Source organism: Streptomyces sp. NPDC090127, assembly GCF_044746945.1.
Classification (GTDB): domain Bacteria; phylum Actinomycetota; class Actinomycetes; order Streptomycetales; family Streptomycetaceae; genus Streptomyces.
The window spans coordinates 70313-84922 of sequence record NZ_JBIVDE010000001.1 but is presented as its reverse complement, the minus strand read 5'-3'; the positions used below and the strand labels follow the sequence as shown (position 1 = coordinate 84922).

The window sequence follows — 14610 nt, the reverse complement described above, 5'->3', positions numbered from 1 at the left end:
TTGGAAACCATGGCCCCAGTCGCCATGCGTCTCGCTGCACAATCTCTCTCCGACGCCCGGCCCGTCCCCTTCTGGCTGGAAGATCCCGGCAAGCCCGGCGCCCTGCCCGCCCTCACCGGCACCGAGAAGTGCGACCTTCTCGTCGTCGGCGGCGGCTACAGCGGACTGTGGACCGCGCTCCTCGCCAAGGAGCGCGACCCCTCCCGGGATGTCGTCCTGATCGAAGGCCGCGAGGTGGGCTGGGCCGCCTCGGGCCGCAACGGAGGCTTCTGCGCCGCCTCCCTCACCCACGGCTTCGGCAACGGGCTCGCCCGCTGGCCGGACGAGCTGCCGAAGCTGGAGGAGCTCGGCGAGCGCAACCTCGACGCCATCGAGGCGGCGGTCGCCCGCTACGCGCTGGACTGCGACTTCGAGCGCACCGGCGAGATCGACGTCGCCACCGAGCCGTACCAGGTCGAGGAACTCCACGAGGTGTACGAGGAGATCGAGCGGCTCGGTCTCGCCGACGGCCTCGAACTCCTCGACGGCGACGCGGTCCGCGCGGAGGTCGACTCCCCGACCTTCCTCGGCGGTCTGTGGGACCGGCGCGGGGTCGCCATGCTCAACCCCGCCAAGCTGGCCTGGGGCCTCAAGCGCGCGGCGCAGGACCTGGGCGTACGGATCTACGAGAACACCCCCGGCCTCGATCTGGTCGCCGTCGGCGCGGGCATGGGCGTGCGCACCCCGTACGGCAGGATCCTCGCCGGCCGGGTCGCGCTCGGCACCAACGTCTTCCCGTCGCTGGTCAAGCGGGTCCGCCCCTACACCGTCCCCGTCTACGACTACGCCCTGATGACCGAGCCGCTCTCGCCCGAGCAGCTCGCCGCCGTCGGCTGGAAGAACCGCCAGGGCCTCGGCGACAGCGCCAACCAGTTCCACTACTTCCGGATCACCGCCGACCACCGGATCCTGTGGGGCGGCTACGACGCGATCTACCGCTTCGGCGGCAAGGTAACCGCCGAGATGGACCACCGCCCGGAGACGTACCTGAAGCTCGCCGAGCACTTCTTCCGCTGCTTCCCGCAGCTGGAGGGGCTCCGCTTCAGCCACGCCTGGGGCGGCGCGATCGACACCTGCTCCCGCTTCTCGGCCTTCTTCGGTACGGCGTACCAGGGCAAGGTCGCGTACGCGGCCGGCTACACCGGTCTCGGCGTCGGCGCCACCCGCTTCGGCGGCGACGTGATGCTCGACCTGCTGGCGGGGGAGCGCACCGAGCGGACGGAGCTGGAGATGGTCCGCTCCAAGCCGCTGCCGTTCCCGCCGGAGCCGATCGCCTGGGCCGGCATCGGCCTCACCAAGTGGTCCCTCGCCCGCGCCGACGAGAACGGCGGCCGGCGCAATCTGTGGCTGAAGGCCATGGACCGCGTCGGCCTGGGCTTCGACAGCTAGGGGGTGTCGATCGGATCGGGCGGTACCAGGGACGCGAGCCCGGCACGATCCGAACGAGCGGCCCCCAGCACCTCGGGACAGCCGCAGGGGCGCCCGGCCTGGGACTTCAGGCCGGGCGCCCCTGCGTCGGGGCGGGCGCGTCAGGACTCGGAGGCGCTGTTCGCCGCGGGTGCGCCGGCCAGGATCGTCGCCTCCACCGCTTCGTACCGCATGCGTTGGCCGGCCGGGTCACGTTCGAAGAGCACCGTGCCGAGCCAGCCCGCGAGGAAGCCCAGCGGGGCCGAGAGGATGCCCGACGTGGTGAACGGGAACCAGTTGAAGTCCTGGTCGGGGAAGATCGCCTGGGGTGATCCGGACACCAGGTTGCTGCCGGTCATGAGGACGAACGCGGAGGCGCTGCCCACGATGAGGGTGCAGAGCAGTCCCGTACGGGAGTAGCGGCGCCAGAAGAGGCTGTAGACGAGCGCCGGTGCGACCGCGGACGCGCCGATGCAGAACGACAGGGTGAGCAGTGCCTGGAGGTTCAGGTGCCGTGCACCGGCGGCGATCGCGATCGCCACGAGCCCGACGCCCGCCGCGGCGGTCCGGGCGATGGCCATCTCCGCGGATGCCTTCAGTCGCGCCTTGCGGCGCAGCCCGTGCGTGATGAGGTCGTGCGCCAGGGTGTTGGCGCAGGCGAGGGTGATCCCGGCGACCGAGGCCAGCAGGGTGAGGAAGATGGCTGTCGCCACGGCCGTGAACAGCAGTGCCTCGGCGGTCGTCTGGTCCGTTCCCATGACGGCCTGGCTGACCATGAGGAACGCTGTCTTGCCCTGCGGGTCGCCGGCGACGATCCCCTTGTGGCCGACGATCGCCGCCGCGCCGAAGCCGATGACGGCGATCGGCAGACAGGTCACGACGACGGTCGACACGGCCCAGGACATCGAGCGCCGCACGGCTGCCGCGCTGCGCGCGGTGAACATGCGCATGGTGATCTGCGGCAGCACCGCGGCGCCGAGCACGACCGTCAACTGCGTGCTGATCATGTCGAGTTCGTTGCCGCCGAACTGCAGACCGGAGGCGAGGTAGGCCTCGCCCGCCCCGCTGCCGCGCTTGGCGGCGTCCAGCAGGGAGGGCAGGCTGAAGTCGAAGCGGTTGAGGATGAGCGTGGCGATCGCGAGGGACGCGCCGAGCAGGGCGACGGTCTTGACGATCTGGATGAAGGCGGTGCCCTTCATGCCGCCGATGGCCGCGTACGCGATCATCAGCAGGCCCAGGAACACGATCGCCCCGGTCTTGAAGCCGTCGGCGTCGACGCCGAGGACGACGGAGAGGAGATCACCGGCGCCCGCGAGCTGGAAGATCACCAGCGGCAGCAGGGCGGTCAGGGTGACCGCGGCCGTGGTGATCCGCACGGCGGGGCCGGGGAGACGCCGGGTGAAGACGTCGCCGATCGTGAACCGGCCGGCGTTACGCAGCGGTTCGGCGAGCAGAAACATCATCAGGACCAGCGAGAGCACGGTGCTCAGGGCGAGCGTGACGCCGTCGTAGCCGACGAGCGCGATGATGCCGATGGTGCCGAGCACGGTGCCGGCGGAGATGTAGTCGCCGGCGATCGCGAGGCCGCTCTGCACGGGGGAGAGCGAGCGGTAGCCGGTGTAGAAGTCGCCCAGGTCGTCACGGTCGGGGCCGGTCATCACGCACAGCAGAAGCGTGACGGTGATGACCGCGATGAACGCCATCAGCGACATGGTCTGGGCCTCGGAGCTGAAGCTGGTCATGCGCCCGCACCTCCGGTGGGCCGCTGCCACACGGGACGTCCGGAGGGGCTCGGGCGTTCCGGCCGGGGCGCGGCTGCCGCGGCCGCCCGCTCGGCGCGCTCGCGGATCGCCGCGGCGAGCGGGTCGACGCGGTGGCGCGCGATCCGCTCGTACAGCGCGATCGCGGCCAGCGCCACGGGCAACTGGAGGAGCCCCAGGGCCAGACCGGCGGTGAGACCACCGGCGAGGTTGCCGGTCATCATCGAGGGGGCGTAGCCGGACAGGAGAAGGAAGATGACGAAGTAGCCGAGCGCGGTGAAGGTGGCGACGCGGCGGAGCCTGCGGTAGGCCGCTCCGAGCCGGTGCAGATCATCACGCTCGCGGGTGGCGGCGGGCGGTTGCGGGGACGCGTCCCAGGGCTGCCGCGTGGAGTCCCGGTCCTGCGGCGAGGAGTCCCACGCTCGCGGGGACGAGTCCCAGGCTTCCTGTGGATCGGTGTCCCAGGACGGCGATCCACCCTCCCAGGACTGCGACCCCGCCTCATGGCGGTGCCGCCCGGAATTCCGGTGCCGGGGTATGGGCGGTGGGCCGGGGAAAGGCTGGTGGTACGACATCGATCTCGCTCCTTGCCGCCCCGGGGAACGGGCGGGTGGCGCCGGTGGTCCGCGTACGTTACTCATGGGTATAGCCCCCGCATAAGGGGTTTCCGACCGCTCGGTATGTCGGTTCGGTGACGATCCTGTGCGCGTGGTCGCGAAACCCGCGGTAACCCCCTCGTGGATCTTTCCGCAGGTCACGGCGGTGTCTCGGACCGCCTCCGGGGCCGGCCGGACCGCTCGGCACGACCGGTCCGGGGCAATGCGCCGGGCGGGCCGAGCGGTGGCCGTCACGGAGTCTTCCGCGACCCCGCCGTGCCGTCGCCGCCCGCCTGCGCCAGCTCGCCCTCGCCCTCCGTGTCGACGTGCGGCAGGATCCTGTCCAGCCAGCGCGGGGTCCACCAGGCCCACTTGCCGAGCAGCGTCATCACGGCCGGCACCAGCAGCAGACGCGCGACCGTCGCGTCGATGAGCACGCTCGCGGCGAGGCCGAGCCCCATCATCTTCACCACGATGCTGTCGTTGAGGATGAAGGCAGCGAAGACGCTCACCATGATGAGCGCCGCGCAGGTGATGACCCGCGCCGTGATCTCCAGGGCGTGGGCCACGCTCGCCTTCGCGTCGCCGGTGCGCAGCCACGCCTCGTGGACCCGGGACAGCAAAAAGATCTCGTAGTCCATGGAGAGGCCGAAGACGATGGCGAACATCATCATCGGCACATAGCTCTCGATGGGCACGTCGCCGGAGACCCCGAGCGCCGGGCCGCCCCAGCCCCACTGGAAGACGGCGACGACGACGCCGTACGAGGCGGCGATGGACAGCATGTTGAGCACCGCCGCCTTGGCGGCGACGAGCGGGCCGCGGAAGACGACCAGGATGACGAGGAACGCCAGGGCGACGACCACCGCGATGATGAGCAGCAGCCGGCTGGAGACGATGTCGAGGAAGTCCACCTGGCTGGCGGTGGTGCCGGTGACGTACGTGGCCGCCGTGGTGCCGTCGACCGCCTGCGGGAGGACGTCGTCGGCCAGGTGGTTGGTCAGGGACGTGGTCCGCTCGTCCTGCGGGGCGGCGACCGAGTAGGCCGTGGCGAGCAGGACGTCGCCGTCGGAGGTCGGCGTGAGCGGGGTGATCAGGACGGTGTCGGGAACGCCGGTGAGCGCCTTCTGCGCCTGGCTCGCGAGCGCGGAACGGTCCGCCGCCGGGACCGAGGTCTGGTCGATCACCAGCGTCAGCGGCCCGTTGGAGCCGGGCCCGAAGGCCGTGGACATCAGGTCGAAGGCGCGCCGGTCGGTGAAGGACTTCGGGTCCGCGCCGTCGCCGATGTGGCCGAGCTGGATGGAGAACAGCGGGATGGCGAGCACCACGAGGACGACGACGCCCGAGGTCAGGAACCACCAGGGACGGCGTTCCACCCGCAGCGCGTAGCGGTGCCAGGTGCCGTGTGCCTCGCCGGTCGTCTCGTCGGCCTCGGCGACGGGGGCCCGCAGGTGCAGCCGGTCGATGTGGCGCCCGATCAGCCCGAGCATCGCCGGGACGAGCGTGAGGGCCCCGGCGACGGCCGTGACCACGGTGGAGGTCGCGGCCAGGCCGAGCAGCCCGATGAAGCTCAGCCCGGAGACCCACAGGCCGCCGAGGGCGATGATGACGGTGCAGCCCGAGACGAGGACGGCCCGTCCGCTGGTCGCGGTCGCGATGCCGGCCGCGGTGACCGGGTCCCGGCCGTTCATCAGCAACTGCCGGTGCCGGGTGATGAGGAAGAGCGCGTAGTCGATGCCGACGCCGATGCCGATCATCGTGGCCAGGGTGGGGGAGACGGTCGCGAAGGTCCACACGGCGGCGAGGAGACCGAGGATCGCGAGGCCGCAGAGGGCCGCGACCAGGGCGGTGACCAGGGGCAGTACGGCGGCGATCAGACTGCCGAAGCCGATGATCAGGACGACGATCGCGACGCCGAACCCGATCGCCTCGCTCGTCCGGTCGTTCGCCTCGGGCCGGGCGAGTTCACCCAGCGAACCGCCGTACTCGACCTGGACCCCGGCGGCGCGCAGCGGCTCCACGGCGCTGTCCACACCGGTCAGGTAGTCGTCGCCGAGGGTGCCGGGCTGGACGTCGAACCGGACGGTGATGTACCCGGTCTTCCCGTCGGTGGACAGCGGACCGACGTCGGGGGTGCCCGGGGGTGGCGCGGGCGGCTGGGCGCCGGGCGCCGGCAGCGGGCTCGTGGCGGTCAGGACGTGCGGGAGCTTCTTCAGCGAGTCCACCGCGGACGAGACCTGGTCGCCGGACTCGGTGAGCGGCTTGGCGCCGTCGTACAGCACCACCTGGGCGCCGTAGCCGCCGGCGGCGGGATCGTGCGCGCGGAGCACGTCGAGGCCGTTCTGGGACTGGGTGCCCGGCAGCGAGTAGTTGTCGGAGTACTCGCCCCCGTACGCGTGGTTCAGCCCGATGAGGGCGCCCAGTGCCACGACCCAGGCGACCAGCACGACGACGAAGTGGCGGGCGGACCACTCGCCCAGCCGCCGCAGCAGTCCTCTGCCCGGTGGGGTGGGATTCGACATGGGTGCTCCCGGGGCGAGTGCGGCGCGCGTACGGAGGGCCATCCGAACACGGGGCGGCGGGCGGGACCGGGAGGCCGACGACCTCGCCCACCGCTCTCCACCCGAACGGGCGCGCGCCGAAGGAGGGGCCGGGGACCGGCGGGGGAGCCCCGAGGCGCCCCCTTCCTCGCTCTGTGACTCAGGTCACTGCCAACTGGCGGGCCGAACCCGCGTAATGATCGTCACCGACCCCGCTCTCCCGTGTGCGGACACCGTGTCCGCGGACGGAAGGGAGGCCGTAGGCCATGACTGGTTCGGGGGCGGCCAAGACCGCGGTGGAATGGCTGGCGTCGGTGGCACCGGATCCCGACGCCTGCCGGTGGGAGTGGGAGCGCAATCCGCTCGGGATCGCGCTGCTGCCGGCCGGCAGGCGGTGGGACGTCCTGATCCTGCCGGGGGAGCTCGGCTATCCCACGCTCGACGTCCTGACCCGGCTCGTGGACCGGCCCGGCCCGGTCCTCGCCGACTTCGGGGAGGCGCGGATGGGCTTCTTCGTGCCGCCCGGCACGGCCTCCCGCTGGCTCGGCACGGGGGTGCGCGGTGCGGGCCGGGGCACCTGGATCGTCGTCCCCTACCCCGGCCGGACGGCCGGCGGTGTGCGCTGGCTGGTGACGCCGGACGGGACCGGCACCCTCAATGACGCCGCGCTCCTGGAGCTGGCGATGCACGAGGCGGCGGGCGGTCTGGCGCGCGGGGAAGACGGGCAGAGGTCTTGACCACTTGATTGGTCTGGACCATGCTGTGGCGCGCTCCACCTCGATTCCCCCACCCCCGGAGGCAGTTGTGGACCGCACCACAGGATCCCGAGGCACCAGACGCACCCCCCGCACCATCGGCACCCGCCCTCTCGTCCTCGCCCTGGCGGGCGTGCTCGCCGCCGGCGGACTCGCCGCCCTCACCCCCGTGGCCCAGGCGGCCGACTCCGAACTGGCGCGCAACGGCGGCTTCGAAGCCGGCCTGGACGGCTGGAGTTGTACGGCGGGCAGCGGAGTTGTCGTCGCGTCCCCCGTGCACGGCGGGACGAAGGCGCTCCGGGCGACCCCGGCCGGCAGCGACCAGGCCCGGTGCTCCCAGACCGTCACCGTCAAGCCGAACTCCGCCTACACGCTGAGCGGTTGGGTGCGCGGCAGCTACGTCTACCTCGGCGCGTCCGGCACCGGCACGACCGACGTCTCCACCTGGACCCAGTCCGCCCCCGACTGGCAGAAGCTCAGCACCACCTTCACCACCGGCGCCTCCACCACCTCCGTGACCCTCTACACCCACGGCTGGTACGGCACCGGCGCCTACCACGCCGACGACCTCTCGCTCTTCGGCCCCGGCGGCGCCCCCGTCCAGATACCGGCGGTCCCCACCGGCCTCACGGCGGGCTCGCCGAGCTCCACCTCCGTACCGCTGTCCTGGCCGGCGGTCTCCGGAGCCACCTCCTACAAGGTCTACCGGGGCGGCGCCCTGGCGGGGACCGTCACCGGCACCTCGTACACCGCGACCGGGCTCGCGCCCTCGACCGCGTACACCTTCCAGGTCTCCGCCGTGAACAGCGCGGGCGAGTCGGCGAGGTCCACGGCCGTGACGGCGACCACGACCTCCGGCGGAGGCGGCAACCCCGGCGGTGACCTGCCCGCCCACGCGCTCGTCGGCTACCTCCACGCCAGCTTCGCCAACGGCTCCGGCTACACCCGGATGGCCGACGTCCCCGACTCCTGGGACGTCATCAACCTCGCCTTCGGCGAGCCGACCTCGGTGACCTCCGGAGACATCCGCTTCTCGCTCTGCCCGGCCACCGAGTGCCCGAACGTGGAGTCCGTCGCCGACTTCAAGGCGGCCGTCAAGGCCAAGCAGGCCGCGGGCAAGAAGGTCCTGATCTCCATCGGCGGCCAGAACGGCCAGGTCCAGCTCTCCACCACGGCCGCCCGCGACGCCTTCGTCTCCTCGGTCTCGAAGATCATCGACGAGTACGGACTCGACGGCCTGGACATCGACTTCGAGGGCCACTCGCTGTCGCTGAACACGGGCGACACCGACTTCCGCAGTCCCACCAGCCCGGTGATCGTCAACCTGATCTCGGCCGTCAAGTCCCTGAAGGCCAAGTACGGCGCGGACTTCGTCCTGACGATGGCCCCGGAGACCTTCTTCGTCCAGCTCGGCTACCAGTTCTACGGCTCCGGCCAGTGGGGCGGCCAGGACCCGCGGGCCGGCGCCTACCTGCCGGTCATCCACGCCCTGCGCGACGACCTCACCCTGCTCCACGTCCAGGACTACAACTCGGGCCCGATCATGGGCCTCGACAACCAGTACCACTCCATGGGCGGCGCGGACTTCCACATCGCCATGACCGACATGCTCCTCACCGGCTTCCCGGTCGCCGGCAACCCCGACCGCGTCTTCCCGGCCCTCCGCCCGGAACAGGTCGCCATCGGTCTGCCCGCCTCCCCGAACGCGGGCAACGGCCACACGACCCCGTCCGAGGTCAACAAGGCCCTGGACTGCCTGACGAAGAAGCAGAACTGCGGCCCGTACCAGACCCACGGCACCTGGCCCGCCCTGCGCGGCCTGATGACCTGGTCGATCAACTGGGACCGCTTCAACGGCGGTGAGTTCAGCCGCAACTTCGACGCCTACCGCTGGAGCTGACGGTCGATCCGTCCGCCGCAGGACGGCCGGTCCGGAGCCGCTCACGTGACTCCGGACCGCCCGTCCGCGGTACGGACGATCAGCCCGCCGCGGCCGTACGGGGCGCCAGACCCGCGCGGTGCAGGGCCCGGGTCATGGCCGGAAGGTCCGGGGCCGATCCGTCGGCGGGAGCGACGAGGGACTCCAGGAGCTCCGGGGTCAGACGCCGGTGCTCGGCGTGCTCCAGCAGGGCCGCTGCGGACGTCCCGCCGTCGCGGCGGACACGCTCGTCCAGCAGACGCAGGGCCTCGACGCGGACCACGAAACGGCTCATCCCGCAGTCGAGTCCGTCGTCACCCAGGTCGCCGGGGTACGGCGCGCGCGCCCAGGCGCCGTTCTCGTACCAGTAGACGCAGCCCAGTTCGTTCCCTTCGAGGCGGTCCCGCAGCTCCTCGTGGGGGAGCCAGTCCGGCGCGCCCGCCAGCATGTCGACCGGCGGCCGGTGCCACTTGACCTCGCTCGACTCGTCCTCGCCGAAGAGCACGTACCTGCCGTCGGCCATGCGCGAGAACGTCCACCAGGTGCAGCCGCAGTCGTCGAGGTGGAGCCCCTCCTCGTCGATCCAGGTGCCGGTGCGGTAGCGCGCGCTCTCCTCCGCCTCGGTGGTCGCCTCCACCACGGCGACGAGGGCCCAGCGCGCCCACAGCACCTCAGGTGCCGGCAGGTCCCCCGGCACTCCCGGCCGTCCCCACGTCATGTCTGCTCCCCGGATCGTCGGTCAAGATCGTGCGGCGACCGTATCGCTCGGCGACGACGGGCCAGCGCAGCAGGGGGACGCAGAGGGCGACCGAGGCCAGGACGTCCAGGGGCCAGTGGTAGCCGCGGAGGATCAGGCCCGTGGCGGTCAGGGCGGTGAGGAGGGCGGCCGGCGGGAGCAGGCGGGTCGAGACCAGGTAGGCGGCGCCGACGTACGCCACCATCGCGGTCGCCGTGTGGCCCGAGGGGTAGTAGCCGGCTGCCCACGGTTCCAGGGGGCCCGGGCGGGCCGTCCACTCCTTCAGGGGGATGACCAGGAGCGGGACCAGCGCCATCGTCAGCCCCGCGAAGAGGGCCTGGGAGCGGCGGCCGCGCCAGGCCGCGTACGCCATCGCGCAGGCCAGGACCGGGAGGGCGACCGTCATGTTGCCGAGGTCGGCGCCGAGTTCGGAGAGGGGGCGGGGGACGAGGTCGACCAGGGCGCGTGACGCGTGCTCGTCCAGGCGCGCCAGCGGGCCCCGCACCAGGACCTGCCAGGTGAGGGCCGCCAGCAGCACGACCGCCGAGAAGACAGCCGGACGCCCCGGAACAGGGGGGGTGGTTCCGGGGCGTCCGAGGTGATCGGGCTGCCGCGCGCCCCGGGGGGTGTGGGGCGGGCGGCCATCCGATCGGTGAGGAGTTCCGGAGCACGAGGCTCCAGTGGTGTGCGCCAGGGCGCGACCAGGACGGGGCTGGGGAGGCTCCGCCCGGTTGTCGCCCGCAGTCACCTGCGAGCGGGGTGTTTCTCTCATCTGCAGAAACCGTACGGCAGGAAGAAGGGGACCGACAGCCGGATCTCCATCCCGCCATCGGCCCCCCACACTCTCTTCACACCGCGTGTGGATCGGCTCAGATCTGCCCGAACGCGTTCTCGATGATGTCGAGACCCTCGTTCAGGAGGTCGTCACCGATGACCAGCGGCGGCAGGAAGCGGAGCACGTTGCCGTAGGTGCCACAGGTCAGGACCAGCAGGCCCTCGGCGTGGCAGGCCTTCGCCAGCGCGCCCGCGGCCTCCGGGTTCGGCTCCTTGGTGGCGCGGTCCTTGACCAGCTCGATGGCGATCATGGCGCCGCGGCCGCGGATGTCACCGATGGCGTCGAACTTCTCCGCCATCGCCGACAGGCGGGCCTTCATGACGGACTCGATGTTCTTCGCCTTGGCGTTGAGGTCGAGCTCCTTCATGGTCTCGATGGAGCCGAGCGCGCCGGCGCAGGCCACCGGGTTGCCGCCGTAGGTGCCGCCCAGGCCGCCGCCGTGCACGGAGTCCATGATCTCGGCGCGGCCCGTGACGGCGGCGAGCGGCAGGCCGCCCGCGATGCCCTTGGCGGTCGTGATCAGGTCCGGGACGATGCCCTCGTCCTCGCACGCGAACCACTGGCCGGTGCGGCAGAAGCCGGACTGGATCTCGTCGGCGACGAAGACGATGCCGTTGTCGTTGGCGAACTTCACGATCGCCGGCAGGAAGCCCTTGGCCGGCTCGATGAAGCCGCCCTCGCCGAGGACCGGCTCGATGATGATCGCGGCGACGTTCTCGGCGCCGATCTGCTTGGTGATGTTGTCGATCGCCTGCGCGGCGGCCTCGGGGCCGCAGTTCTCGGCGCCGGTGGGCCAGCGGTAGCCGTAGGCGACCGGTACGCGGTAGACCTCGGGGGCGAACGGACCGAAGCCCTGCTTGTACGGCATGTTCTTCGCCGTCAGCGCCATCGTGAGGTTGGTGCGGCCGTGGTAGCCGTGGTCGAAGACGACGACGGCCTGACGCTTGGTGTACGAACGGGCGATCTTGACCGCGTTCTCGACGGCCTCGGCGCCCGAGTTGAAGAGCGCGGACTTCTTCGCGTGGTCGCCCGGGGTCAGCTCGGCGAGCGCCTCACAGACCTCGACGTACCCCTCGTACGGCGTCACCATGAAACAGGTGTGCGTGAAGTCGGCGAGCTGCGCGGCGGCGCGGCGCACGACGGCCTCGGCGGAGGCGCCGACGGAGGTCACGGCGATGCCGGAGCCGAAGTCGATCAGGCGGTTGCCGTCGACGTCCTCGATGATGCCGCCGCCGGCCTTCGCGGTGAAGACGGGCAGGACGGAGCCCACGCCGCCGGCCACGGTGTCGAGGCGGCGGGCCTGAAGCTCCTGCGACTTCGGACCGGGGATGGCGGTGACGACGCGCCGCTCCTGCGGGACAGCGTTCATGCGGGGCTCCTGGGGTGTTCTGGACGCTCTTGTGGGTTTCTTCCGCAGGCTAGGCGCGGGGGAGGCGCGCGGGCATGCGCCGATCGGGAGTGTTGCGGGGTATGTCCTTGTCCGGTGTGGACATGGCGGCGGGGAAACCGCTCCGGCCCGGTCCGCGCCCACTAGATTGACGGTGGCACAGATGCGGCGACCTGGCTGGTCAGGGGGCAGGGGTTTCATGGAGACCGACGGCACGTACGAGTCACGCGACACCCGGGGCGGCGGCGAGCCGCGCGATCCCGGGTCGGGCGCGGTTCCGCGCCCGGCGGGACCGCCCGTGCCGGCCGGGCCCCCGTCCCGGGTACCGCGGACCTCCCAGGCCGGACCCCGTACGCCCGTACCGCCACCGCCCACCCACGCGCCCACCCGCATCGGCGTCGCCGACTGGCTCCGTATCCCCCGCCCCGCCGCAGCCCCCGGCATCTGGCGGCTCGGCCACCGCGAGCGGCCCGAGAGCGAACCCGACCTCGTCCCCGGCCGCCAGCTGATCACCGGCGCGTTCGTCGCGTACCTCTGCGGCTGGCTCCTCTGGTCGCTCCTCTGGAACGGCTACCTGGAGGGGTGGTGGATCTTCGTCAACGACTGGTGGCTGCTGCCGATGCTGTGGCTCGTCCCCGAGGAGTGGCGCGCCGCCACCAGCCCCGACTTCGCGGTCTACGTCGGCGCGGTCTACCTCTGGTACGGGATCCTCCTCACCCTCTTCGCCGTCGGCTTCGGCCGCGTCGGCAACTGGCGTGAGATCTGGCAGCGCTACGGCGTGCCCGTCTGGCCCCTCTTCGTGCTGGTGCCGGGCGTCTGGCGCGAGATGCCCCGCACGGTCACCTGGCTCACCTGGGTCTCCAACCTCTACTACGTCCTCCTGATCGCCGCCCTCGTCGCGGCCGTCGGCCGGGCCGGCGCCTGGCCCGCCGTACGCCGCCGGTTCGGCGGCCCCGCCGGGGCGACGGCCGCCGCCCCGCCGCCCCCGCCCGGCGCCGACCCCGCCGAGTGGTCCGAGCTGCGGGACGCCGGGCTGCCCGAGGCCGCCGCCCAGCTCGCCGAGGCCACCCGGCAGGGCGCGCTCGGGGACGTCGACTACGCCCGGATCCGCCGCGCCTGGCAGGGCGTACGGACCCGGCCCGAGCGCCTCGCCGCCTTCACCGACGCCGTGCGCACCCGGGGCGCGGCCGCCTGCGGCCACCCCTCGGGCCTGCGCGACCTGCCCGTCCGTACCGCCACCCACGACCTCGCCACCGGCCAGGTCCTCATCGGCACCGCCGCCGACCACCCGCGCAACCCCTATGCCCGGCGCACCACCGGCGTCGCTCTGGAACCGGCCGTGCTCGGGACCTCGCTGCTCGCCGTCGGGCCCGCGGGTGCCGGCAAGACCGTGCGCCTGGTCCGGCCCGTCGTCGAGGCACTCTGCCTCCAGGCGCTCGCCAACCGGGCCGCCGTCGTCGCCGTCACCGCCCAGGGCGCCGCCCTCGGTCCCGACGACTCCTTCGACGTCGTCGTCTCCGTCGGGCGGCCCGGGTCCACCCACGACCTCGACCTGTACGGCGGCGCCGACGACCCCGACGAAGCCGCCCGGATCCTCGCCGAGGCGCTCGTCGGGGACCTCGTCGCCGACAGCCGCCGGGCCGGCACCGCACTCGCCCAGCTGATCGGCCCGTTCCGGGCCGCGTACGGCCGCTTCCCCGGCGTGCCGGAGCTGCGGGAGCTGCTCACGGGAGCGCCCGAGCCGCTCGCGGCGCTGCGGGCCGCCGTCGCCGACGACCCCGCCCAGCTGCGCGAGCTCGACGCGCGCGGGCGGCAGGCGGACCGCGGCGACGAGGTCGGTGTCCTGCTCGCCGAGCGCATCGCCTTCCTCGACCGGCCGGCCTTCGCCGGCTTCTTCCGCACGGAGGGCGGCGAAGGCGCTCGGGAACGGCCGCAGTTCTCCCTCGGCGCCGTCGAGCACCCGCTCCGCGTCCGCGTCGACCTGCCCGAACGCGGGCACGCCGAGGCGTCCCGGATCGTCTCCCGGCTGCTGCTCGCCCAGTTCGCGGAGGCGGCCCTCGCCCGTCGCGACCGGTCCCTCTTCGCCTGCCTGGTCCTCGACGACGCGACGTACACCGTCACCGGCGACTCCGTACGGGCCCTGCAACGGCTGCGCTCCGCCCACGCGGGCGTCGTCCTCGCGCTCCGCAGCCTGGAGGACGTACCGGAGGCGCTGCGCGGCCCGCTGCTCGGGGCGGTCGGCTGCCGGATGGTGTTCGCCGGGATCGCGCCGTGGGACGGCGGCCGGTTCGCCGAGACCTGGGGCACGGAGTGGGTGCAGACCCGGGACGTCACCAACCGGCAGATCATCTCCGACGAGCCCCTGACCAAGGCCCTGCACTTCATGCGCCGGCTGGTGACCGGCCGGGCGGCGACGGCGGAGGCCGTGACCGTACGGGAGGTGGAGCGCGAGCGCTGGTCGGCCTCGGACCTCGCGCACGCCGTCCCCGCCGGGCACGCCGTCCTGTCACTGACCCATGTGCGCGGCGAACACACGCCGCCGCTCCTGGTGGACCTGCGGGGCTGAGGAACGGCCCGGGGCCGGGAGACGGGGCGCCGGGGGCCGGAGCGGGGGCCTGAAGCGGTCGTCGCCACCGT

10 protein-coding genes are annotated in these 14610 nt (G+C 72.6%); 4 read left to right on the top strand and 6 right to left on the bottom strand.

From position 1 onward, the window contains the following. The first annotated feature begins 9 nt into the window (after nucleotides 1-9). Nucleotides 10-1428: an NAD(P)/FAD-dependent oxidoreductase gene (locus tag ACIPPS_RS00325; protein ID WP_401425015.1), complete on the top strand. Its 1419-nt coding sequence runs from the start codon at nucleotides 10-12 to the stop codon at nucleotides 1426-1428. 140 nt (nucleotides 1429-1568) lie between these two features. On the opposite strand, the gene ACIPPS_RS00320 is transcribed toward ACIPPS_RS00325, so the two are convergent. The 3 genes from ACIPPS_RS00320 to ACIPPS_RS00310 form a co-directional block, all read right to left on the bottom strand. Beyond that, on the bottom strand, nucleotides 1569-3188 hold the full coding sequence (locus ACIPPS_RS00320; protein ID WP_401425013.1) for a cation acetate symporter: 1620 nt from the start codon (nucleotides 3186-3188) through the stop codon (nucleotides 1569-1571). Continuing rightward, complete coding sequence (locus ACIPPS_RS00315) at nucleotides 3185-3781, bottom strand: DUF485 domain-containing protein (RefSeq protein WP_401425011.1); 597 nt, start codon at nucleotides 3779-3781, stop codon at nucleotides 3185-3187. The genes ACIPPS_RS00320 and ACIPPS_RS00315 overlap by 4 nt, the downstream gene beginning before the upstream one ends. A 272-nt stretch (nucleotides 3782-4053) precedes the next feature. Then, nucleotides 4054-6324 (bottom strand): MMPL family transporter, encoded by a 2271-nt coding sequence (locus ACIPPS_RS00310; RefSeq protein WP_401425009.1) that lies wholly within the window; start codon nucleotides 6322-6324, stop codon nucleotides 4054-4056. A 284-nt stretch (nucleotides 6325-6608) separates the two neighbouring features. On the opposite strand from ACIPPS_RS00310, the gene ACIPPS_RS00305 reads away from it, so the two are divergent. Both ACIPPS_RS00305 and ACIPPS_RS00300 read left to right on the top strand, forming a co-directional pair. Then, entirely contained in the window at nucleotides 6609-7079 is a 471-nt protein-coding gene (locus ACIPPS_RS00305) for a hypothetical protein (RefSeq protein ID WP_401425006.1), read from the top strand. 115 nt (nucleotides 7080-7194) lie between these two features. Further along, nucleotides 7195-8997 carry a chitinase gene (locus ACIPPS_RS00300; RefSeq protein WP_401427119.1) on the top strand — a complete coding sequence of 601 codons (1803 nt, stop codon included), beginning with the start codon at nucleotides 7195-7197 and terminating at the stop codon, nucleotides 8995-8997. A 79-nt stretch (nucleotides 8998-9076) separates the two neighbouring features. On the opposite strand, the gene ACIPPS_RS00295 is transcribed toward ACIPPS_RS00300, so the two are convergent. The 3 genes from ACIPPS_RS00295 to gabT form a co-directional block, all read right to left on the bottom strand. Next, complete coding sequence (locus ACIPPS_RS00295) at nucleotides 9077-9733, bottom strand: hypothetical protein (protein WP_401425003.1); 657 nt, start codon at nucleotides 9731-9733, stop codon at nucleotides 9077-9079. Then, nucleotides 9687-10289 carry a phosphatase PAP2 family protein gene (locus ACIPPS_RS00290; RefSeq protein ID WP_401425001.1) on the bottom strand — a complete coding sequence of 201 codons (603 nt, stop codon included), beginning with the start codon at nucleotides 10287-10289 and terminating at the stop codon, nucleotides 9687-9689. Before ACIPPS_RS00290 ends, ACIPPS_RS00295 begins: the two co-directional genes overlap by 47 nt. Nucleotides 10290-10620: 331 nt before the next feature. Beyond that, nucleotides 10621-11955, bottom strand: a complete 1335-nt coding sequence (gene gabT / locus ACIPPS_RS00285; RefSeq protein ID WP_401424998.1) for a 4-aminobutyrate--2-oxoglutarate transaminase — start codon at nucleotides 11953-11955, stop codon at nucleotides 10621-10623. Between the two features lie 217 nt (nucleotides 11956-12172). Between gabT and ACIPPS_RS00280 the strand changes: the two genes are divergently transcribed. After that, on the top strand, nucleotides 12173-14539 hold the full coding sequence (locus ACIPPS_RS00280) for an ATP/GTP-binding protein (RefSeq protein ID WP_401424995.1): 2367 nt from the start codon (nucleotides 12173-12175) through the stop codon (nucleotides 14537-14539). The last annotated feature ends 71 nt before the right edge of the window (nucleotides 14540-14610 follow it).

Excerpts from the sequence above, each read along its gene's own strand:
- ACIPPS_RS00325 (WP_401425015.1), top strand. The coding sequence starts at position 10 with ATGGCCCCAGTCGCCATGCGTCTCGCTGCACAATCTCTCTCCGACGCC.
- ACIPPS_RS00320 (WP_401425013.1), bottom strand. The coding sequence starts at position 3,188 with ATGACCAGCTTCAGCTCCGAGGCCCAGACCATGTCGCTGATGGCGTTC.
- ACIPPS_RS00315 (WP_401425011.1), bottom strand. The coding sequence starts at position 3,781 with ATGTCGTACCACCAGCCTTTCCCCGGCCCACCGCCCATACCCCGGCAC.
- ACIPPS_RS00310 (WP_401425009.1), bottom strand. The coding sequence starts at position 6,324 with ATGTCGAATCCCACCCCACCGGGCAGAGGACTGCTGCGGCGGCTGGGC.
- ACIPPS_RS00305 (WP_401425006.1), top strand. The coding sequence starts at position 6,609 with ATGACTGGTTCGGGGGCGGCCAAGACCGCGGTGGAATGGCTGGCGTCG.
- ACIPPS_RS00295 (WP_401425003.1), bottom strand. The coding sequence starts at position 9,733 with ATGACGTGGGGACGGCCGGGAGTGCCGGGGGACCTGCCGGCACCTGAG.
- gabT (WP_401424998.1), bottom strand. The coding sequence starts at position 11,955 with ATGAACGCTGTCCCGCAGGAGCGGCGCGTCGTCACCGCCATCCCCGGT.
- ACIPPS_RS00280 (WP_401424995.1), top strand. The coding sequence starts at position 12,173 with ATGGAGACCGACGGCACGTACGAGTCACGCGACACCCGGGGCGGCGGC.